Genomic DNA, 20,818 nt, shown 5'->3' with positions numbered 1-20,818 from the left:
CATTACAGTATCTATTATTTTGCTGGAATAATAAAATAAAAATGACTAAGGGGTGTTTGTCGATCAACATATGGCATGGCAAAACAATACTAGGACATTAAACCGCTGGTGTATGCTATTTAAACTTATACAGCACATATCTCTGAACGTACGATAAAGCGCTTACCTTCTGGTATTTCAAGCGAAAAACTGGCTCCGCGTCCATCGACCACATCTATTGTTAGATCGGTATGTTGCCAGAGCTTATGCTGAGCTTTACCCATATAAAATGGGCAGCCAACCAGCTCGCCGATGAGTACGTCTTGTCCACCTACTTTAAATTCGCCCAATGGATAACACATGGGTGAACTGCCATCGCAGCAGCCGCCTGATTGATGAAACATCAGCTCACCGTGCTTAGATTTTAGTAAGTCGATTAATGCTTTGCAGGACTCTGTCGCTGTGACGTTCATAATGATTTCCTTATCGTTAGACCCGAACGGATGTCCTTCATAATCATACTGAGTAGAAAATAAAGGGTCGCATCATATTCACTCACATGATTTATCATATGTGGTTGAAAACGATACGACCCTTTACTGATGATTACTCTAGCCAGTCATTGAGACGGTGTTACGAGTCTCAAAATGTCATAAAACATGTGGCTACATAATTGTTGCTACAGACTATAGTCAATGACAATGCGACCTTCGATTTTGCCATCACGCATACGATCAAAGATATCATTGATATTTTCTAGTGGCTCAGCGGCAACGGTGGCTTTTACTTTGCCTGCTGCTGCCATGTCTAGCGACTCTTGCAAGTCGAGACGCGTACCAACGATTGAGCCACGAATGGTAATACCGTTTAAAACAGTATCAAAAATGGATACTGGGAATTCGCCCGTTGGTAGACCATTACAGACCAAAGTACCACCGCGTCGTAACATGCCTAATGCTTGATCAAAGGCTTTTGAAGATACTGCTGTCACGAGCGCACCGTGAGCACCGCCGATTTCCTTTTGTAGATATTCAGCAGGGTCAGTATTTTTCGCATTGACAGTGACTTTGGCACCCAGTTTTTTAGCGAATGCCAGTTTTTCGTCATCAATATCCACAGCAGCAACGTTCAATCCCATTGCAATGGCATACTGAACAGCCATATGTCCCAGTCCACCGATACCTGAAATGACAACCCAATCGCCTGGCTTGGTGTCGGTCATTTTAAGACCTTTGTAGACCGTAACACCTGCACACAACACTGGTGCAATTTCAATAGAGTCAACGCTTTCAGGAATGATACCGACATAGTTGGCATCTGCTAGTACATATTCTGCAAAGCTGCCGTTTACAGAGTAACCAGAGTTTTGTTGGCTTTCGCATAAGGTTTCCCAACCACCTAAGCAATGGGTACAGTGGCCACAAGCAGAGTAGAGCCAAGGGATACCGACTCGGTCGCCTTCTTTGATATGGTGGACATTTTCACCAACGGCGGTGATAAGACCAACGCCTTCGTGACCTGGGATAAACGGTGGGCTAGGTTTCACTGGCCAATCGCCCTCAATGGCATGCAAATCGGTATGACAGACACCTGATGCCTGCATTTTTACAACGATTTGACCAGCACCTGCGGTTGGAATATCTACTTCTTCAATTTCTAAGGGTTGTCCGAATTCATGCAGCACGGCCGCTTTCATTTTATTACTCACGTTGTAACTCCTTGTCATCGTTCTTTACATTAAGATGCTCGGCGAGCATCGAGGTCGCACTTTACAGTTTTGCCATAAAGTGCTTTGAAAAACAGAATTAAAAGAAGCCCATCGCTTTAGGACTATAAGAGACCAGCATGTTTTTGGTTTGTTGATAATGATCAAGCATCATCAGATGGTTTTCGCGGCCAATACCAGATTGCTTGTAACCGCCAAAGGCTGAATGCGCAGGATAAAGGTGATAACAGTTGGTCCAAACGCGACCAGCTTTAATGCCACGACCGAAACGATAAGCACGAGTACCATTACGCGTCCAGACGCCAGCACCAAGACCATATAAAGTGTCATTGGCGAGAGTCATTGCTTCTTCATCGTCTTTAAAAGTGGTGACAGCGAGTACGGGGCCAAAGATTTCTTCTTGGAACACGCGCATATCATTCGTGCCTTCAAAGATCGTTGGCTGTACATAATAACCGTTCGCCATGTCGCCATCATGTTTGGCGAGTTCACCACCGACCAAGACTTTTGCACCTTCTTTTTTACCAATATCAAGATAAGATAGGATTTTTTCTAACTGATCTGAGCTGGCTTGCGCGCCAATCATAGTCTCAGTATCGAGCGGGTTGCCCATTTTGATGGCTTTCACGCGGGCGATACAGCGTTTCATAAATTCATCATAGATGCTTTCGTGTACGAGGGCGCGTGATGGGCAAGTACAGACTTCGCCTTGGTTTAGTGCAAACATGACCAAACCTTCAACCGCTTTATCTAAGAAGTCATCGTCTTCATCCATGATATCAGCAAAGAAGATATTCGGACTTTTACCGCCCAGCTCTAGCGTGACTGGAATGATATTTTCACTGGCGTATTGCATAATTAAGCGACCCGTGGTGGTCTCACCAGTAAAGGACACTTTATCGATACGTGGGTTGGAAGCGATTGGCTTACCGGCTTCTACACCAAAGCCGTTAATGACGTTTAGTACGCCTTTAGGTAAAATATCCGCCGCGCCTATGACGTCAAGCATGTATAAAACAGAAGCTGGAGTTTGCTCGGCAGGTTTGAGGACGATACAGTTACCCGCTGCAAGTGCTGGGGCGATTTTCCAAATCGCCATTAGAATAGGGAAGTTCCAAGGAATGATTTGACCAACGACGCCTAGAGGCTCATGGAAATGATAGGCAACGGTATCTTCATCAATTTGACTAATGCCGCCTTCTTGTGCGCGGATAACGCCCGCAAAATAACGCAAATGGTCGATGGCGATTGGAATATCAGCGGCAAGGGTTTCGCGAACTGGTTTACCGTTTTCATAACTTTCGGCGATAGCGATTGCCTCTAAATTGGCTTCGATACCGTCGGCAAGTTTGAGCAACATATTAGAGCGTTCAGTGACACTGGTTTTGCCCCAAGCGTCTTTTGCAGCATGGGCAGCATCTAGCGCAGCTTCAACATCGGCAGCTTTAGAGCGCGCAATCTGACAGAAGGTTTTACCATCGATTGGACTTGAGTTGTCAAAGTATTCACCATCGATTGGTGCGACCCACTCACCATTGATAAAATTGTCATATTTTTTGCGGAATTGGACGGCACTGTTTTCAGTATTGGGATAAGCGTATAACATGAACGATTCCTTGTTGTGTATTATGGTTATATAGACAGATATACTTGGCCATCCTGACCAAGTTATCACTCTATCGTACTGAGCTTTTCGTCAGAGTGATAATGACTTTTTATAATGATATATTTCGTATCGTATAACTTTAAGTTATGTGGCTTATCAGGGTTAAAGTCGTCCGCGAAACGGATGTAGCTGCTATAATTGTTGGCAGCTTTTTCTCTTATTGTTTGCTCTTAAGCTGTTTTTCTTATTACTATTAACTTAATTGGTTTAGATATATGCGTCAATCTTCTGCTCTTGATATCTTAAAAACGGGTCAAAATGTCTTTTTGACTGGCTCAGCAGGTTCAGGTAAGACTTATACTCTCAATCAATATATCGACTACCTGCGTGCGCGCCGTGTGCCTGTCGCCGTTACTGCGAGTACCGGTATTGCTGCCACACACATGAATGGCACAACGATTCATAGCTGGTCCGGCATCGGTATCAAAGATGAGTTAAGCGACCGCGACTTGACTACGTTATCACGCAAGCAGTTTTTGGCAGACCGACTAAAAGATACCGCGGTATTGGTCATTGATGAGATATCGATGTTGCATGCTAAGCAGCTCAATTTGGTCAGCCAAGTACTCAAGCATGTCCGCAAAAATGACAAAGCCTTTGGTGGCATTCAAGTGGTCGTGGCAGGGGACTTTTTTCAGCTGCCGCCGATTGGTAGTAAGGGTGAAACCAACCGTGAAAAATTTGCCTTTATGTCTGAAGCGTGGCTTGATGCCAAGTTCCATATTTGCTATCTGTCTGAGCAACATAGGCAGGTTAGTGAAGCGGCAAATGGTGGGCTAGATTTGGACGATATTCTCAACCAAATTCGCCGTCAGGAAGTCACTTTTGAATCGATTGCCGCGCTGGAGGCGACTTTTGACCAAAATGTCGATATCAAACGTACCCGTCTTTATACCCATAATCTTAACGTTAATAGCATCAATGATAAAGAACTTGCTGCGCTAGATGGTGAGATGATGCGTTTTGAAGCCACCTCTACTGGTGATAGTAAGCTGGTTGAGACGCTCAAAAAAACGGTACGTACCCAAGATGATTTGGTATTAAAAGTCGGTGCCAAGGTGATGTTTATTAAAAACAATACCGAACTTGGCGTGTCCAACGGTACGATGGGTGAACTAATTGGCTTTGCCGCTGTTAAAATCGATGATAGCAAAGACAGCAGTAATGATTTAATCGAAGACGATGACGACAGTGCTGAAAGTGAGACTGATAAGAATGTAAAAGGCAAAAGTAAAAAAGCCATAAAAGAGAAACCCAAAGCCAAAAAGCCAACGACGCAAAAAATGCCCGTGGTTCGGCTCAATTCAGGGCGTGAAGTCATCGCTGAGCCTGAAGAATGGATCATCGAAGATGAGACCGGTGACGTGCTAGCAAGCTATGAGCAAGTACCGCTTTGTCTAGCATGGGCGATTACCATTCATAAGTCACAAGGCATGACCCTCGATGCGGCGGAGATTGACTTGTCGCGCACCTTTGAGCTAGGGCAGGGCTATGTGGCATTGTCACGGTTAAAGTCATTGGCAGGTTTGCAGTTGCTAGGTATGAATGACATGAGTTTGCAGCTTGATCCGCTAGCACGCGGCGCGGACAAACGGTTTTTGGTGCTGTCTGATGAGGCTGATGCCAATTATTCGATGCTTGATGAAGAGAGCATGACGCAGGCACATGAGAAATTTATTTTAAAATCGGGCGGTACGCTGAGTAAATCAGTGATTGATGCTTATGCCACTTTGCAAAAAAAGCGCCGCGAGCAACAACAAGCGCAAATAGACAAAAAACAGAGACTGGGCAATCAAGTTTCTGACAAATCAGACAGTACCTTGCTTGCGACCAGAGTGTTGCTAGAAGAGAGCTTGTCGATTGCAGAAATCTCACAAGCGCGTCAGCTATCACAATCAACGATTATGCGTCATATTGCTGACCTAAAATCTCAAGATCCAAGCCTCGCTTGTGATCATTTGCGTCCAGAGGATGAGGTGATGACGGCGGTTGGCAATGCCTACGTCGCGATTAAAGTCGCTAATAATCCAAATGATTTCAATGATGATGGCAGTATTAAATTGCGTCCGATATTCGATCATCTTAAGCAAAGTATTGATTACAATGCCATTCGTTTGGCACTGATTTTTATAACGCCCTAATACTGAATGGCGTCTTGATACTGAGTATGACAATTCAGGGTTCAAGCATTCACCAAAGCCATTTAGCTGTTATATAACAATCCTTAGAGCCGATTAACAACTTGTTGGTTTTATTTCATTGTAGCGCTGACTTTATAGCGCTCAATTTTTTATCCCTTTATAGCGATATCCTTTTATGCCTGATTTTTCGAGCGCCACTTATCAATTAACGTCTGACCCAGTAGCAGCAGCGGCGTTTCATGCATCTAGTGAGCACACACAGCCACTGAGGGTTGCTATCAATGGTTTTGGACGTATAGGGCGCAATGTGTTGCGGGCATTGCTAGAGCGCTTTGAGGTATTAGGCCGTGCGATCCATGTCGTGGCAATTAATGATTTAGCCCCTGCGGATATTTTGCTGCACTTATTAAAGTTTGACAGCACGCATGGTCGCCTAAGTCGCCTTGGGGTCAGTGCTGATATTGTGGCAAGTAACAACGATGAAACGAGCGATGACGGTAACAATAATAGCGCCACACAGCTTTGTCTGACAAAAAACAATTATACCTACTGTATCAATTTATTCTCAGAATCTAACCCTGCGCAGTTGCCTTGGCAGGCGCTGGGTGTCGATGTGGTGCTAGAGTGTACCGGACATTTTCGCTCTTATGAGCAAGCACAACTGCACATAGTGGCTGGTGCGCAGCAGGTGATTATCGGCGCAGCGCCATTCGATGATGTCGATGCTTGTATCGTTATGGGCGTTAATACCGACGAGCTAACACGTGAGCTGCCGATTATATCGAGCGTTTCTTGTACCACGCAGGCATTGGTTCCTTTGATTGCGACGCTTGATACCGCATTTGGGGTAAAGTCAGCGATGATGACGGAGATTCATGCGGTTACCGCTGATCAGACAGTGCTCGATCAAGCGCACCGTGACCCAAGACGCGCACGAGCTTCTGGTTATAATATTATCCCAACCACCTCTAGCAGTATCGCGGCGACAGAGCGTGTGCTACCTGCTATGGTAGGCAAGATAAATGGGCATTCGATACGCGTACCTACCATTGATGTCGCAGCGATTGATGTGACTTTTGTTTTTGATACGCCCGATGTGTCTGTCGAGGCAGTCCGCGAGGCACTCAAATCTGCCAGTCAGGCACATTTGCGTGACATCATGGCTTATACGGATGAGCCACTGGTCTCTAGCGATTTTATCCATCAGACTGAGTCTTTGATCATTGATGGTCAGCAGCTCATGCAAGTGGGTAGCCAGTACAAGGTTTTTGCATGGTATGACAACGAATGGGGTTATGCCAATAGACTGCTAGATATGTGTCTACATCTGGCTTCTCATAAAAAACCTATCGTCAATTCTCTATAAACGAGTGACCACGCTAACCTCGCGGCAAGTATCATATATACCTCTGCACGCAGTTGCCTTGACTCTCTTTTAAACTGAATCAACGATAGCGTCAAAATAATTTAAATTCGTTCAATTAATTGCTTGCATTCTTATGTTATATCGCTATAATAACGCACAAATGGAGACGTGGCAGAGTGGTTGAATGCACCGGTCTTGAAAACCGACAAGGGTTTGTAGCCCTTCGAGAGTTCGAATCTCTCCGTCTCCTCCAAATTCGAAAGCCGCAATCATTATTAATGATTGCGGCTTTTTTTGTTGCATTTTTATTTTATATCGCTATAATAGTCCACCAATGGAGACGTGGCAGAGTGGTTGAATGCACCGGTCTTGAAAACCGACAAGGGTTTGTAGCCCTTCGAGAGTTCGAATCTCTCCGTCTCCTCCAAATTCGAAAAAAGCCCCAATCAGTGATGATTGGGGCTTTTTTTATGCTGGATATTTATCCTATAATTTTATAAATACTCTGCAGCACTTTTTTATTTCATTAGCGACTCATCAAACTTAATTTCCTGCCCATTCTCCAATATCAATGTGCCTTTACTGATCATGATGGTCAAGTCTTTGGTGTTTTTAATGGCACGCATAACGTTGATGTCTTCAATACTGCTCTCGATGATGATCTTGCCAGACTGCTCTGGTTTAATAGGCGGGTCAAACTGTGTTAGTGGTACGTTAAAGCTTTTGCCCTGCGCCAAGTTAGCATCTTGCATGGTCAGTGTGCCCTTAAAGCTTTGAATGGCGACCTTGCCGTGATTAGAGAGCATAAATTGCAGTTTTACTTGATTTAAGCTGTCACTATCGCTGGTTTTGACTGGTAGTAGAGCGACAGGGTAGTTCTGCGCATTGGCACTATAAGCTGGCTGGCTGCTGACGATGGGGCTTTTTTTACCTGTTGGATTGTTTGGATGTAGTCGTTCGTATTCACGCTGCTGCACAAGGGCTTGCTTGATAGTAGTACGCGGCATCGCCCCCGACTCATAGGCACCGCTGAGTTTCATTCGCAACATGTAGCGGCTGAGTAATTGCTGCTCAGATTGAGGTAACTGCTCAAAAGTCGTGCCGAGTTTTTTCTGCCACTGGTCAGAGTTGGTCGGTATGGTTTTTTTGGTTGGATCAGCGGTTGGCTGTGAGCAACCAGAAACGATTGGTAGTATCGCTAAGGCAATCGTCAATAACAAAGCTTTATTTAAGCGTTGATGTAAACTCGCCATCGTACACCTCCTTAAAAATCTTTATGGATAATAAAGAATGACAACAAAATAATGAGCGTTTTCTTAATATACCTCGTTTGATGAAAGGTTGTGTTTAATTATCGCTAAATGCTGTATCGTAAGCAAAATAGGCATATTTTTGTTATATGACAGAAAAAAGGGGCAGGAGACGTACTATTTATAATAAGTTTTGACAAGCAATCATGATCGGTATTTTTATTCACAATAGATATTTTTATTACGCCCACAAAAAAAGACTGAGTGCCGTTAAGCAAACTCAGTCTTTTTTATTAACAGCTGTAACAGCTAACGACTGTTTGAATAGTTAGTCATGAGCTTGGTCATTTTCTTGCAGCTCAGATAATGAGTGAGTAATATTATTATTGTGGGTCACAACAATGGCCTCATCAATAATACGCTGGCTGACCCCGCGTTTACGCAGGCTTTCGATGAACACCTCGTCATGGGCTAGGGTGTAGTCTTGATGATCGCGGTCAAGCCCTTGACGAATATATAAACGAATAAGCCCTTGGATGCGTTTAAACCCCAACTCTTTTGAAGTGGCTTCTAATAGCGAAATCATCTCTTCAGACAAACGAATACTGATCGGGCGCATGATTTTTTGCGGATGATCAGAAAACTTATTTTTCACACGTACAGGTATCATAATAAACCATTATTTTTAGTGAGTAGGAGTAAAGCACTCAGACAAAAACTAACCCAATCAAAACTATCCTTACCATACAACAAAAACGCCTAAAAGAACACCGTAGCCATGCCAATCGTACTAGGGCGTGTCCTCAATTCAATCGATTAACCTCTAAATGGGCTAAAAATGGCTAAATTTTGCCAAACATCGTCAAATAGTTTATTAATCTCTCGATATTATTTGCGTTACTGTCCTTGTTTGACGGCAATTTATCTCATTTTTTTCACCATTTTTAAAATGAGGACACGCCCTAAGATTGCGACTATCTTCTTAATTGAAAACGGCAACCATAAAAAAACCTTCATCAAATAATGATGAAGGTTTTTAGTATATGGCTCTCCAACCTGGGCTCGAACCAGGGACACACGGATTAACAGTCCGTTGCTCTACCAACTGAGCTATTGGAGAATAAGTTGGTATAACGATAAGTTAGATAAGCGCTATTGCTTGTCTTGTTTGCGTTATGTGGGGCACATTTTAGCCAAGTTGTTATAGGCTGTCAACCTTATTATGCCATTAATTATAAATATTGTTGTTAACTGTGAAAAATAACCAGTAACCCCTTATAAAGCGGGCTGTTTTGGCAAATTTTGACCGCTAAAATATTATTTTTTGACTAGGGCGTGTCTTCAATTCAATCGATAAATCTCTAAATGGGCTAAAAATGGCTAAAAGTGGTCAAAACCCTTATTTATGTAAGTTGGATATAAAATCTAGCGCTAATTTGATTAGACAAGTCGACTATCTTTTTGAATAGTAAAGCAATCTGTACCTCCCTCGAAACAAAAAAGTCATAAACAGCCCTTCACATTGCTAGAATATTTCTATAGAATACCGACTGTATGGTTTCTTTAATGTATATACATTATTAATATGTGATTAACCTGAAACAGGTAACCTAATTATGAGTCCCACCACTATTGCCTACGGTTATCTAGCCATCGCCATTATTTGCGAAGTGGTTGGCACGACCTTTTTAGTCAAGTCAGAGCAGTTTACGCGTTTGGTGCCGACCCTGATTATGGGTGTGCTTTATGCCATCTCGTTTTACTTATTAACACAAACCATCAAAACCATACCGCTTGGTATTGCTTATGCACTGTGGGGCGGGTTGGGGATTGTGCTGACATCGCTCGTTGGCTTGGTGTTTTTTAAGCAAAGTCTTGATACAGCAGCTGTGGTTGGTATCGCTATGATTGTGGGCGGTGTCGTGGTGATGAACTTATTCTCTAATTCTGTGGTGCACTGATATGGAAATGGAAAACGCTTACAAACGTAAAAAACAGCCCGAAGTTGTCCGTCGTGCGCTACTAGATCAGGCAGCGCGAATCACGTTAGAGCAGGGCTTATCAAAAGTGACCTTTCAGGCGGTCGCTGATGCGGTCGGGGTGACCAAAGGCGGGGTGATGCATCATTTCACCACTAAAAATGCACTCATCCTTGAAGTGTTTCATGATGCGATGGCGAGGTTTGAGGCAGAAGTTAATCAAGCCATGGCAGAAGACCCTGTGCGTTATGGCTCTTTTACTCGTGCCTATATCAATGCCACGATTAGCTTAGGCGAAAAAGGGCAGGAAGAGCTCGATAGTCAAGCAACCTTATATGCATTGATGCTAGGCGATAGCGAGTTACGTGAGTTGTGGGCCAAGTGGGCAAATGCACAATTAAAGAAACATCAAGCAACCGACAATACCGAAACATTATGTATGGTGCGTCTGGTGGCTGATGGTATTTGGCTCTCTGATTTTTCGGGGATTAATATCTCAGATAAAGCATCCATCCATAAGCGCTTGATAAAAATGACGCAACCTGAGAATGAATAAAATATTGTTCTTAAATGATTGATCAAATAAGCATTTTTTATCAAAAAATTATTGAAAGACAGGCTTGTAGCAATAGGCTATATAAATTTATTTTAAACATTTAACCCATGACGACATTATTCGGTATTAACTTTTTTATAGAGCTTTTGCCAGTCGTTAATAGGAGCACCGCATGACAGATTCAAAAACAGACCTCAACAACTTAACAGACATCATCGATTTAAAACAAATACAAACTGCTTATATTAATGGTCGTTACTTAGCAATCGACGAATCGCTTGCTACTTTTGAAGACATCAATCCAGCCACGGGTGAAGTGTTAACTACCGTTCAGCAAACGACCAGTGAACAGATTGATGAAGCCGTAAAAGCGGCACAAAAAGGTCAAAAGGTTTGGGCGGCGATGACTGCCGTTGAGCGCAGTCGTATTTTGCTAAAGGCGGTTGCGATATTACGTGAGCGCAACGATGTACTCGCGTTACTTGAAACCAAAGACACGGGCAAAGCACTCTCTGAAACCAAATATGTCGATATCGTGACTGGTGCTGATGTCGTTGAGTATTATGCAGGGCTTGCGTCGATGATTGAAGGTCGTCAGATTCCATTGCGTGATACTAGCTTTGTCTATACTCGCCGCGAGCCACTTGGCGTCGTCGCAGGTATCGGTGCGTGGAACTATCCGATTCAAATCGCGATGTGGAAAGCAGCACCAGCATTAGCCGCTGGGAATGCGATGATTTTTAAACCCTCAGAAGTCACACCGTTAACCGCGCTAAAACTGGCAGAAATATTGACAGAAGCGGGCTTACCAGACGGCGTATTCAACGTCGTGCAAGGGGATTATAAAGTCGGCGAAGCGTTAACACAGCATCCTGATATCGCAAAGGTATCGTTTACGGGCGGCGTACCAACGGGTAAAAAAGTGATGGCGAGTGCGGCATCATCATCGCTTAAAGACGTGACCTTGGAGCTTGGCGGTAAGTCGCCACTGATTATATTTGACGATGCCGATATCGATATGGCGGCGGACATCGCTATGATGGCGAACTTCTATAGCACCGGTCAGGTCTGTACCAATGGCACGCGTGTCTTTATCCCTAAAGCGCTACAAGCTAAGTTTGAAGAAGCCATCTTAACGCGTGTCAAACGTATCAAACTCGGCAATCCGCTGGACGAGAGCATCAATATGGGGCCATTGGTCAGCTTCCCACATATGGAAAGAGTGCTTGGTTATATCGAGCAAGGTAAGGCTAGCGGTGCACGTCTATTGACGGGTGGTGAACGTATCACAACAGGCAAATTGGCAAATGGCGCATTCGTCGCACCGACGGTATTCACTGATTGCACCGATGAAATGACTATCGTGCGCGAAGAAATCTTTGGTCCAGTGATGTCAATATTGACTTATGAGACTGAAGAAGAAGTGATTCGCCGTGCCAATGATACCGAGTATGGTTTGGCAGCTGGGGTCGTGACTGCTGACTTGACCCGAGCGCATCGAGTCATCGCTCAAATTGAAGCGGGTATTTGCTGGTTAAATACGTGGGGCGAGTCGGCTGCACAAATGCCAGTGGGCGGTTATAAGCACTCAGGTATCGGCCGCGAAAACGGCATTGAAGCCCTTGAGCATTATATGCAGACCAAGTCTATCCAAGTAGAGCTTGGTAAGTTTGAATCGGTATTTTAATCACTTTTGCTGTGAAATTTTTAAAACGGTAAGGCTGAATTATTAGGACTAATTTGTCCTTTTGGCACCGCCTTACTGATATGAAATGATGGATTTTTTAATATTATGGAGCGTTTTATGACATCAACCACACCTGAATATGACTACATCATCGTCGGCGCAGGCTCAGCAGGCAATGTGCTGGCCACCCGCTTGACCGAAGATGCCAACATTAAGGTGTTGCTGTTAGAAGCAGGTCGTCCAGACCATCGCTTAGACTTTCGTACGCAGATGCCAGCAGCGCTCGCTATGCCGTTGCAAGGAACGACCTATAACTGGGGCTACAAAACCGATCCTGAGCCTTATATGAATAACCGCGTCATGGATTGTGGTCGCGGTAAAGGGTTAGGTGGCTCGTCTCTGATTAATGGGATGTGTTATATCCGTGGTAATGCCTTGGATTTTGACGATTGGTCTCAAATCAAAGGTTTAGAAGATTGGACCTATTTGGACTGCTTGCCGTATTTCAAAAAGTTAGAAAATCGCGACGCTGGCGAGAACGACTATCATGGCGTCGGTGGTCCCGTCGAGATGACCACTTCAAAGCCAGGAGTCAATCCGCTGTTCCAAGCGATGATCGAAGCAGGCGTGCAAGCAGGCTATCCAAGCACGGATGATTTAAACGGCTATCAACAAGAAGGCTTTGGGCCGATGGATCGCTTTGTGACGCCTAATGGTCGCCGCGCATCAACAGCTCGCGGTTATCTTGACCGCGCCAAACCGCGTAGCAATATCACCATTTTGACGGGTGCATTGACTGACGTGATTTTGTTCGATGGCAAACGTGCTGTCGGCGTTAAAGTCGCCCATCAAGGTCAAACCAAGAATTTTTACGCGTCTCGTGAAGTGATTGTTTCATCAGGTGCGATTGCGTCGCCGCAATTATTGCAGCGCTCTGGTATTGGTCCTGGTCAATGGCTCAAAGATTTGGGTGTCAATGAGATTTTAGATTTACCGGGTGTTGGTAATAATCTACAAGACCATTTAGAGCTGTATATGCAGTACGAATGTAAGTTGCCAGTGTCGATTGCGCCTGCCAATAAATGGTGGAATAAGCCTGCCATCGGTGCCGAGTGGTTGTTCAATGGCACAGGACTTGGCGCGTCAAATCAGTTCGAAGGTGGCGGTTTTATTCGTACCGATGAGAAGTTTACCCATCCTAATATCCAGTACCACTTCTTGCCATTAGCAGTGCGCTACGATGGTCGTAGTGCCGTGAAGTCGCACAGTTTCCAAGCGCACGTAGGCTCATTGCGCTCGCCAAGTCGTGGTCGCGTCAAGCTGACCTCAAAAGACCCAAGCGCGCATCCGAGCATTTTGTTTAACTATATGTCTCACGACCAAGACTGGCACGAGTTCCGTGCGGCAATGCGCATCACTCGTGAGATTATGCATCAGCCAGCGCTCGACCCTTATCGTGGTCGCTCGATTGCGCCAACCGATGATTTGGTGACCGATGCGCAGCTAGACGAATATGTTCGTAATCATAGCGAAACAGCTTATCATCCGTCGTGTACTTGTGCGATGGGTGAAGGTAATGATTCGGTCGTCAATGGCGAAGGACTCGTACACGGCATCGATGGCTTGCGCGTCGTTGATGCGTCGATTATGCCAAATATCATCAGTGGTAATCTAAACGCTACCACCATTATGCTGGCAGAAAAAATCGTCGATAAGATGCGTGGCAAGCAGCTACCACGCTCGACGGTAGACTATTACGTTGCCAATGGTGCACCGCTTAGAACTGAGCCGATGCGCGCATATGGCTCTGCTGTCTAAGCGACTGATGAACTATTTATTCAATAATCATATAAGAGAATCTCATTAAAAAGACCTTTCCACGCAAAGGTCTTTTTCATCAGCGCTAACGTATTAAGTATTTTTAATACTGTTGTGGCTGCCTTTGATTGTCATTTAAATTTTTATTTACATAGCAATTTTTATTTATTGGTACTGCTTTGTGCGTCATACAGTCATCAAGTTATGACGGACAAATCAATATCAGACCCTGTTTAATTTACCTATTGAGGTCTTTTATGTACAGCTCGCCATCAAAAGATGCGACGAAACCCCTGACTCTAAACAAGACGGTTTTTTTAGGTTCAGCTATTATTTCTATTTTATTAATTATCTGGACGATTGCGTTTCCAGATTATAGTGAGACATTGTTAAGCTCAAGCATGGCATGGGTATCAGAGAGTTTTGGATGGTATTACATGCTGGTGGTTGCCGCTTATAGTATATTTGCACTATTTGTTGGTTTTTCTAAATACGGCGATATTAAGCTTGGGCAAGACCACGAAAAAGCCCAGTTTCCTTTCCTAGCATGGGCCGCGATGCTGTTCTCTGCGGGTATCGGTATTGATTTACTGTTTTTTGGTGCCTCTGAGCCATTGATGCATTATTTAACGCCGCATACGGGGCTGGAGCCTGCCAGTGCAGAAGCCATGCGCGAAGCACTTGCGCAAACTTTTTTACATTGGGGGCTACATGGTTGGGGTATTTATGCCTTAATCGGTATGGCATTGGCGTACTTTGCGTATCGTAAAAACATGCCATTAGCGCTACGTTCACCACTGACGCCTATCTTTGGTGAGCGTTTAATTAAGGGCTGGCTTGGCGATGGCATTGATACCTTTGGTGTTGTTTGCACCTTGATGGGTATTGCAACCAGCTTAGGCATCGGCGTATTGCAGGCCAATGCTGGATTGACCCATGTTTTTGGTATTGAATCTAGCAAAACAGTGCAGACGCTTATTATTGTAGGTGTCGTTGCTGCTGCGGCTATTTCGGCGATGACAGGTGTGGAAAAGGGCGTCCGCCGCTTATCTGAATTTAATATGTTATCGTCGATATTGCTATTAATCGCCATATTGGTGATGGGTAATACGGTGTACTTGCTGAATACTTTTACCCAAAATATTGGTCAATATTTCCAAACCATTCTCTTTAAAACTTTTGATGTATATGCCTATGACGGTACTGCTGGTGCTGATTGGAAATCAGGCTGGACGATATTTTTCTGGGCATGGTGGGTCGCTTGGGCACCGTTTGTTGGTCTATTTATCGCGCGTATTAGCCGTGGTCGTACCTTACGTGAGTTTGTCTTTGGCGTGATGTTTATTCCGCTTGGTTTCATTTTTGCCTGGTTCTCTATCTTTGGCAATTCGGCAATAGACTTGGTTGCTAATGGTGCCACTGAGCTTGGTGAAATCGCTGTTAATGACGCCGCCATGGGTATGTTTGCCTTGTTTGAGTATTTTCCTTACAGTGACGTTTTATCATTCGCTGGTGTGGTCATTGGTTTAGTATTCTTTGTGACCTCAGCGGATTCGGGTGCTTTAGTATTAGCGAACTTGAGCTCACGCGGCATGACCAATGACACCGATGCCCCGGTTTGGTTGCGTCTGTTTTGGGCAGCAGCAACAGGTCTTATCACTTTGGGATTATTGTTTGCTGGTGGCTTTGCCTCATTGCAGTCAGTATCTGTAATTGCTGGTTTGCCATTCTCGCTTATCCTTGTACTTTATATGATGTCAATGTGGAAGTCGCTAAAAGAAGAAGGTAATAAACGCAAAGCCAGTACGATTGGTACGGCTAATGTGCTTGATAGTGGTAAGAGCTGGAAAGCACGCTTGCAACGTATCGTCAGTTTCCCTAGACATGCACAAGTTGAACGCTTTTTACAAAATGTGGTTAGACCTGCCATGACGGAAGTTGAAAAAGAGTTTGCGGCAGGCGGTCTAAAAACCTCTTTGGACATCCGTAACCCTGAACATATCGGACAAGATATAGATGAAGGAATGGATGAGAGTAGCGGTCAAATAGATGGTCTAAAATTGCGAGTTGGACATGGCGATGAAGACGACTTTATTTATGAAGTGAATTTGATTAAAGCTGAGCGTCCTAACTTTACATTGAGCACCTCAACTAAGAATGCAGAGTACTATTACCGTGCGGAAGTGTTCTTAAGTGAAGGCTCACAAGAGTATGACTTGGTTGGTTACTCCAAAGAGCAAGTGTTGGTCGATATCTTAAATCAGTACGAGCGCCATTTGCAGTATCTACATTTAGAGCGTTAATTGATTTATCAACACGTCCTGAATATTGAAGTAAAAACACTTAAGTAAAAACATCGTAACAAACAACCCCATAAGTTGAATGCAGCTTATGGGGTTATTTTATGAAAAATAAAATAAGTAGATATAGGGTAAAATATATAAAGATACGTTTCGGATTATCAGTTTCGAAATATTAGCAAAGGATAAGTTTGTGACCACATTAAAGTACATCGCTCATTATTCTGAGCAAGTTCAGACCCAAGCGGCATTGCTGATTAGCGATGGTAAATTGGGCGCATATCTAGAAAAAAAGTATCCCACTCAGCACCAAATAAAAAGTGATAAGGCGCTTTATCAGTATATCAATGAGATAAAAAACCAATATATGCGTAAAGTGGGACAGCTATCGAATGTTAGCTATAGCAGTAAATTAACGGTTCTCAAACATGCGCTAGGTATTCATACCACCCAGTCTCGCATACAGGGCAGCAAGCTCAAATCGCATAACAGCATTACGGTAGCCAGCTTGTTTCAAGAAGCGCCGCCTGAGTTTTTGCGCATGATTGTCGTGCATGAATTGGCGCATTTTAAAGAGTATGAGCACAACAAAGCGTTTTATCAATTATGCTGCCATATGGAGCCTGAGTATCATCAGTTTGAGCTTGATACGCGGTTGTGGTTGCACTGGCGCGAAATGAGTTGATCGCAGTGCTGTATTCTTTTCTTCTCAAAATGAGGACACGCCACAGATTGTATTTCTTATCATAACTTTCTTATCATAACTTTCTTATCATAATTTTCTTATCATAATTTTCTTATCATAATTTTCTTATCATAATTTTCTTATCATAATTTTCTTATCATAATTTTCTTATCATAATTTTCTTATCATAATTTTCTTATCATAATTTTCTTATCATAATTTTCTTATCATAATTTTCTTATCATAAATAACATTATACCTTTTATTAATATATTTTAGTGTATAATTTAATAACGATGATTTTAATGATTGTTGATAAATGGAGAAGATGATGAAACGGATAGTTGCTACTGCACTTGCTATAAGCGCCGCCTCACTGATGGTTGGCTGTACAGCGACCAATGCTATGTCACAAAAGAGTGACGTCATTCCAGAGAATAAAAAACCGACGCCATCGGTGTTGATAAATGTGACATCAGAGGATGCTCAAGTGCAGCTGATGTCGATGGTACTGACCATGCAATCCGCGCAGCAAGGTGCCAATACTCGAGTATTGCTCTGCGGTCCAGCCGGTGATATGGCACTCCGTGATGCGCCAAAAAGTGTGACCACAGCACAACCGCCTAAAAATATGAGCCCACAGGGTTTGATGCAAATGGTCATGAAAAATACCAATACCAAGGTTGAGGTTTGTGCACTTTATCTACCGGGTAAGGGTATTGACCAGTCGGCACTGATTGACGGCGTGAGTGCTGCTGATCCTGCTGATATCGGGGCGCTAATGGTCGATCAAACCACCAAGATAATGAGCTTTTAGGCAGATAAAAAATAATTAGTAGTTTGATGAATAAAAAGGGTGTGATATCGACTATCGCATCCTTTTTTTGTGTCAGTCATTTTGGCTAGTGGAATTGCGTTATAATCCCAGCTAAGCACTGTTTACCAAGTAATATTCGCCAAGTACTCTTGGCTGAAAAACAAGTACCATAGATCCTAATTCATAAAAGGTTATGAGCAATGATTAATACCAAAATTTATAAAGCAATTTATACCTTAGCTGAAGAGTTATTGGAAGCTGATCGTATAGGCAATCAAGCAGCATTTGATGGGTTTTATGCTGAATTAGAAGCCATTTGTAATGATAATGAAAATACCGATAAAGACCATCCAGAACAGTGGGAAACATTGGCTGACTTTACCGAAGATTTAGACGAAGCCTTAGTTATTTATGACAAGGCCTTAGCCAAAGCGACTGCGATTAATTCAAAAGACCACATGTCATCGATTGCCTTTTCTATGGCGGTTCTAGAGATCGAAATGGGTGAAAAGGATGCGGCTATTCTAAATCTACAGAATGCTAAAATTACGGCTAATAAGATTGAAGATAAAGAGTTTAAGGTTGAGATAGACGAGCTGCTTACCAAGTTGTTGGCTGAATAACTTCGATACTGAATAGCTTCAACTAAGCAGGAATGATTTGTTATGCAAAACCTACCTATTGCAATTATCGGTGGTGGTTTGAGTGGCTTATATGCAGCATTTTTATTAGAGCAACGAGGCATCGATTATATATTGCTTGAGGCGCGTGATAGATTGGGTGGGCGCATCGCTGTTGCGAAATCATCAGTAGATCAGAATGCTAGTAGTCAAAGTGTCGATAATGAAAAATCAAACGATGGCTTCGACTTAGGGCCATCGTGGTTTTGGCCAGAGTATCAGCCGCAGTTGAGCAGTCTTATCGAGGCATTAGATTTACCACGTTTTGCGCAGTTCGAGGACGGCGACATGATGGTTGAACGTGCTGCCAATCAGTTACCTATCCGTACCCAAGGCTATCAAAGCTCGCCACCGTCTATGCGCCTCGTCGGTGGTATGGCAGCGCTCATTGATGCTCTGTATGCGCGCTTAAATCCTACGCGCATGATCACAGGGCAAATCGTAAAGTGTGTGATCAAGACTGAGCGCTGTATCAACATAGAGAGCGAGAGCAGCGCTGAACAGATGACAGCTGGTCAAATAACTACTTATCACGCGCAGCATGTGCTCCTTGCGCTACCGCCTCGTTTGGCTGTGGCTAATCTTCTATTCGAGCCAGCTTTACCGCAGGATTTGTTGGCAGAGTGGCAAGAGACCGCGACATGGATGGCGCCACATGCCAAATATGTGGCGGTTTATGAGTCGCCCTTTTGGCGCAATCAAGGACTATCGGGTTCAGCGCGCAGTGCAGTAGGGCCACTTACTGAGATTCATGATGCGTCCTTGGTAGAGGGCAATGGTGCATTATTTGGCTTCTTTGGCGTTCCTGCTCACGTCCTCAGAAACAGAGCTAAAAGCCCATTGCCGCGCGCAGTTGGTACGTTTATTTGGCGCACAGGCAGAGACGCCAACGGCTGAATATCTGAAAGACTGGGCGCAAGATTCATTAACCGCGACGCCTGCTGATGCCATTGGCTCAGGTCAACATGCTGTCGCACCGAACGCTAAGCCAAACACAGGGGTATGGCAAGACTGCCTAACGGGCAGCGCTAGTGAATGGTCAGAGTCATTCCCTGGTTATATTGCTGGTGCTATCGACGCAGCACATAAGGCGGTACAGGGTTTAGATTTAGGTTTGTCTGATGAGCTATCGTCATCAGCGTTACCATCCAATAGGATAGTTGATGAGTGAGTCTTTAGAACAGCAAGCTTCTCGCAACACCAGCACATGGCTCATCCCTTTTGCCTGCTTGTTAGGCGGAGGAGGTCTGATTGGTATTTCTACCAATTTGGCAAAATATGCTGGTGAGATAGATATTACACCACTGGCATTTCTCTTTTGGTCCATCACGGGCGCTGCTGCTATTTTATTGATCATTGCCTTCATACGGCACGAATTACCTCCCTTAAATGCGCGTAGCTTTGAATACTATTTTGTGGCCGCGCTCATCAGTGTTGCAGGTTCTAATTTACTACTGTTTTCAGCTATCCCACATGTGGGTGCAGGTTTCGTCGCGCTCATTATCTCGCTTCCACCATTGTTGACTTATCTTGGTGCATTGGCACTGCGGATGGAGCGATTTAATATCGTCCGTGCTTTGGGTGTGGCCGCGGCGCTTCTTGGCGCAGGAGTATTGGCAGCGCGTAAGTTTTCGACGCCAGACGCCAGTACTTTTTGGATTTTGATCGCGCTTTGCGGGCCAGTATTACTGGCTATTGGTAATATATATCGCACCTTACGCTGGCCTGATAAGGCATCACCTAGCGCACTCGCGCCAGGTATGCTAATCGCGGCGTCGCTGTTGCTGCTGTCATTCAGTGTATTGCCTAATTTTTCAGTCAAAATGCCGCTAGACTGGTTGCCGCTAGGTTTGATTGGCATACAAGCCGCCGTATTTGCGGGTCAATTCTTATTGTTGTTTTTATTACAAAAAACCGGCGGTCCTGTTTTATTAAGTTTATTAGGCTCGGTCGGCGCAGTTGTCGGTGTGCCAGTGGCTATTTTTTTGCAGGGTGAGATGCCGCCAGAAGGGCTGTTTTTGGGTGCTTCATTGATCGCACTGGGCGTTGGTTTGGTGACATGGGGCGGGGTGAAAATGGCGACCACATCGACAGAAACTACGTAAAGATGATTATTAGGATATAGCGCTCATAAATACGCCAACCTATAAACTAATGAACTTACTAGG

At 44.1% G+C, this 20,818-nt stretch carries 18 protein-coding genes and 3 tRNA genes; 15 read left to right on the top strand and 6 right to left on the bottom strand.

Going from position 1 to position 20,818, the window contains the following annotated elements:
• Positions 1-125: 125 nt before the first annotated feature.
• The 3 genes from AK822_RS10650 to AK822_RS10640 all read right to left on the bottom strand — a co-directional run bounded on the left by AK822_RS10650 (position 126) and on the right by AK822_RS10640 (position 3,311).
• Positions 126-452 carry a DUF779 domain-containing protein gene (locus AK822_RS10650; RefSeq protein ID WP_060491624.1) on the bottom strand — a complete coding sequence of 109 codons (327 nt, stop codon included), beginning with the start codon at positions 450-452 and terminating at the stop codon, positions 126-128.
• Positions 453-658: 206 nt separating this feature from the next.
• A complete protein-coding gene (gene adhP, locus AK822_RS10645) occupies positions 659-1,687 on the bottom strand; it encodes an alcohol dehydrogenase AdhP (protein ID WP_205628048.1) in 1,029 nt (342 codons plus the stop codon).
• A 97-nt stretch (positions 1,688-1,784) separates the two neighbouring features.
• On the bottom strand, positions 1,785-3,311 hold the full coding sequence (locus AK822_RS10640) for an acetaldehyde dehydrogenase ExaC (protein ID WP_060491623.1): 1,527 nt from the start codon (positions 3,309-3,311) through the stop codon (positions 1,785-1,787).
• Positions 3,312-3,586: 275 nt separating this feature from the next.
• Between AK822_RS10640 and AK822_RS10635 the strand changes: the two genes are divergently transcribed.
• From AK822_RS10635 to AK822_RS10620, 4 genes are all read left to right on the top strand, one after another.
• Entirely contained in the window at positions 3,587-5,512 is a 1,926-nt protein-coding gene (locus AK822_RS10635) for an AAA family ATPase (protein ID WP_060491622.1), read from the top strand.
• Between the two features lie 175 nt (positions 5,513-5,687).
• Positions 5,688-6,878: a type I glyceraldehyde-3-phosphate dehydrogenase gene (locus AK822_RS10630; RefSeq protein WP_060491621.1), complete on the top strand. Its 1,191-nt coding sequence runs from the start codon at positions 5,688-5,690 to the stop codon at positions 6,876-6,878.
• Positions 6,879-7,040: 162 nt separating this feature from the next.
• Positions 7,041-7,131, top strand: a tRNA-Ser gene (locus AK822_RS10625).
• An 83-nt stretch (positions 7,132-7,214) separates the two neighbouring features.
• A tRNA-Ser gene (locus AK822_RS10620) sits at positions 7,215-7,305 on the top strand.
• Positions 7,306-7,396: 91 nt separating this feature from the next.
• On the opposite strand, the gene AK822_RS10615 is transcribed toward AK822_RS10620, so the two are convergent.
• The 3 genes from AK822_RS10615 to AK822_RS10605 form a co-directional block, all read right to left on the bottom strand.
• The gene (locus AK822_RS10615; RefSeq protein WP_060491620.1) at positions 7,397-8,131 is read right to left on the bottom strand and encodes a hypothetical protein; all 735 of its coding nucleotides are present in this window, start codon (positions 8,129-8,131) and stop codon (positions 7,397-7,399) included.
• Between the two features lie 325 nt (positions 8,132-8,456).
• Positions 8,457-8,798 (bottom strand): hypothetical protein, encoded by a 342-nt coding sequence (locus tag AK822_RS10610; RefSeq protein ID WP_055125114.1) that lies wholly within the window; start codon positions 8,796-8,798, stop codon positions 8,457-8,459.
• A gap of 374 nt (positions 8,799-9,172) precedes the next feature.
• Positions 9,173-9,248: transfer RNA gene (locus AK822_RS10605), tRNA-Asn, on the bottom strand.
• Between the two features lie 496 nt (positions 9,249-9,744).
• Between AK822_RS10605 and AK822_RS10600 the strand changes: the two genes are divergently transcribed.
• The 11 genes from AK822_RS10600 to AK822_RS10555 all read left to right on the top strand — a co-directional run bounded on the left by AK822_RS10600 (position 9,745) and on the right by AK822_RS10555 (position 20,755).
• Positions 9,745-10,089: a DMT family transporter gene (locus AK822_RS10600; RefSeq protein ID WP_060491619.1), complete on the top strand. Its 345-nt coding sequence runs from the start codon at positions 9,745-9,747 to the stop codon at positions 10,087-10,089.
• A gap of 1 nt (position 10,090) precedes the next feature.
• Positions 10,091-10,663: a TetR/AcrR family transcriptional regulator gene (locus AK822_RS10595; RefSeq protein ID WP_060491618.1), complete on the top strand. Its 573-nt coding sequence runs from the start codon at positions 10,091-10,093 to the stop codon at positions 10,661-10,663.
• 172 nt (positions 10,664-10,835) lie between these two features.
• A complete protein-coding gene (gene betB, locus AK822_RS10590; RefSeq protein WP_087945634.1) occupies positions 10,836-12,350 on the top strand; it encodes a betaine-aldehyde dehydrogenase in 1,515 nt (504 codons plus the stop codon).
• Between the two features lie 117 nt (positions 12,351-12,467).
• Positions 12,468-14,168 carry a choline dehydrogenase gene (gene betA / locus AK822_RS10585; RefSeq protein WP_060492278.1) on the top strand — a complete coding sequence of 567 codons (1,701 nt, stop codon included), beginning with the start codon at positions 12,468-12,470 and terminating at the stop codon, positions 14,166-14,168.
• A 257-nt stretch (positions 14,169-14,425) separates the two neighbouring features.
• Positions 14,426-16,471, top strand: a complete 2,046-nt coding sequence (gene betT, locus AK822_RS10580; protein ID WP_060491617.1) for a choline BCCT transporter BetT — start codon at positions 14,426-14,428, stop codon at positions 16,469-16,471.
• A 190-nt stretch (positions 16,472-16,661) separates the two neighbouring features.
• A complete protein-coding gene (locus AK822_RS10575) occupies positions 16,662-17,153 on the top strand; it encodes a YgjP-like metallopeptidase domain-containing protein (RefSeq protein ID WP_060491616.1) in 492 nt (163 codons plus the stop codon).
• 331 nt (positions 17,154-17,484) lie between these two features.
• Positions 17,485-17,970: a DsrE family protein gene (locus tag AK822_RS10570; protein WP_201539993.1), complete on the top strand. Its 486-nt coding sequence runs from the start codon at positions 17,485-17,487 to the stop codon at positions 17,968-17,970.
• A gap of 200 nt (positions 17,971-18,170) precedes the next feature.
• The gene (locus tag AK822_RS10565; RefSeq protein ID WP_060491615.1) at positions 18,171-18,593 is read left to right on the top strand and encodes a hypothetical protein; all 423 of its coding nucleotides are present in this window, start codon (positions 18,171-18,173) and stop codon (positions 18,591-18,593) included.
• Positions 18,594-18,635: 42 nt separating this feature from the next.
• A complete protein-coding gene (locus AK822_RS10560; protein WP_322843175.1) occupies positions 18,636-19,547 on the top strand; it encodes a flavin monoamine oxidase family protein in 912 nt (303 codons plus the stop codon).
• Entirely contained in the window at positions 19,504-19,821 is a 318-nt protein-coding gene (locus AK822_RS15205) for a hypothetical protein (protein WP_322843174.1), read from the top strand. Before AK822_RS10560 ends, AK822_RS15205 begins: the two co-directional genes overlap by 44 nt.
• Positions 19,814-20,755: a DMT family transporter gene (locus AK822_RS10555; RefSeq protein ID WP_060491614.1), complete on the top strand. Its 942-nt coding sequence runs from the start codon at positions 19,814-19,816 to the stop codon at positions 20,753-20,755. The genes AK822_RS15205 and AK822_RS10555 overlap by 8 nt, the downstream gene beginning before the upstream one ends.
• The last annotated feature ends 63 nt before the right edge of the window (positions 20,756-20,818 follow it).

The organism is Psychrobacter sp. P11F6 (assembly GCF_001435295.1).
Lineage (GTDB): Bacteria > Pseudomonadota > Gammaproteobacteria > Pseudomonadales > Moraxellaceae > Psychrobacter.
Note: the sequence above shows the minus strand (reverse complement) of the source record. Positions and strands in the feature narration are given on the sequence as shown.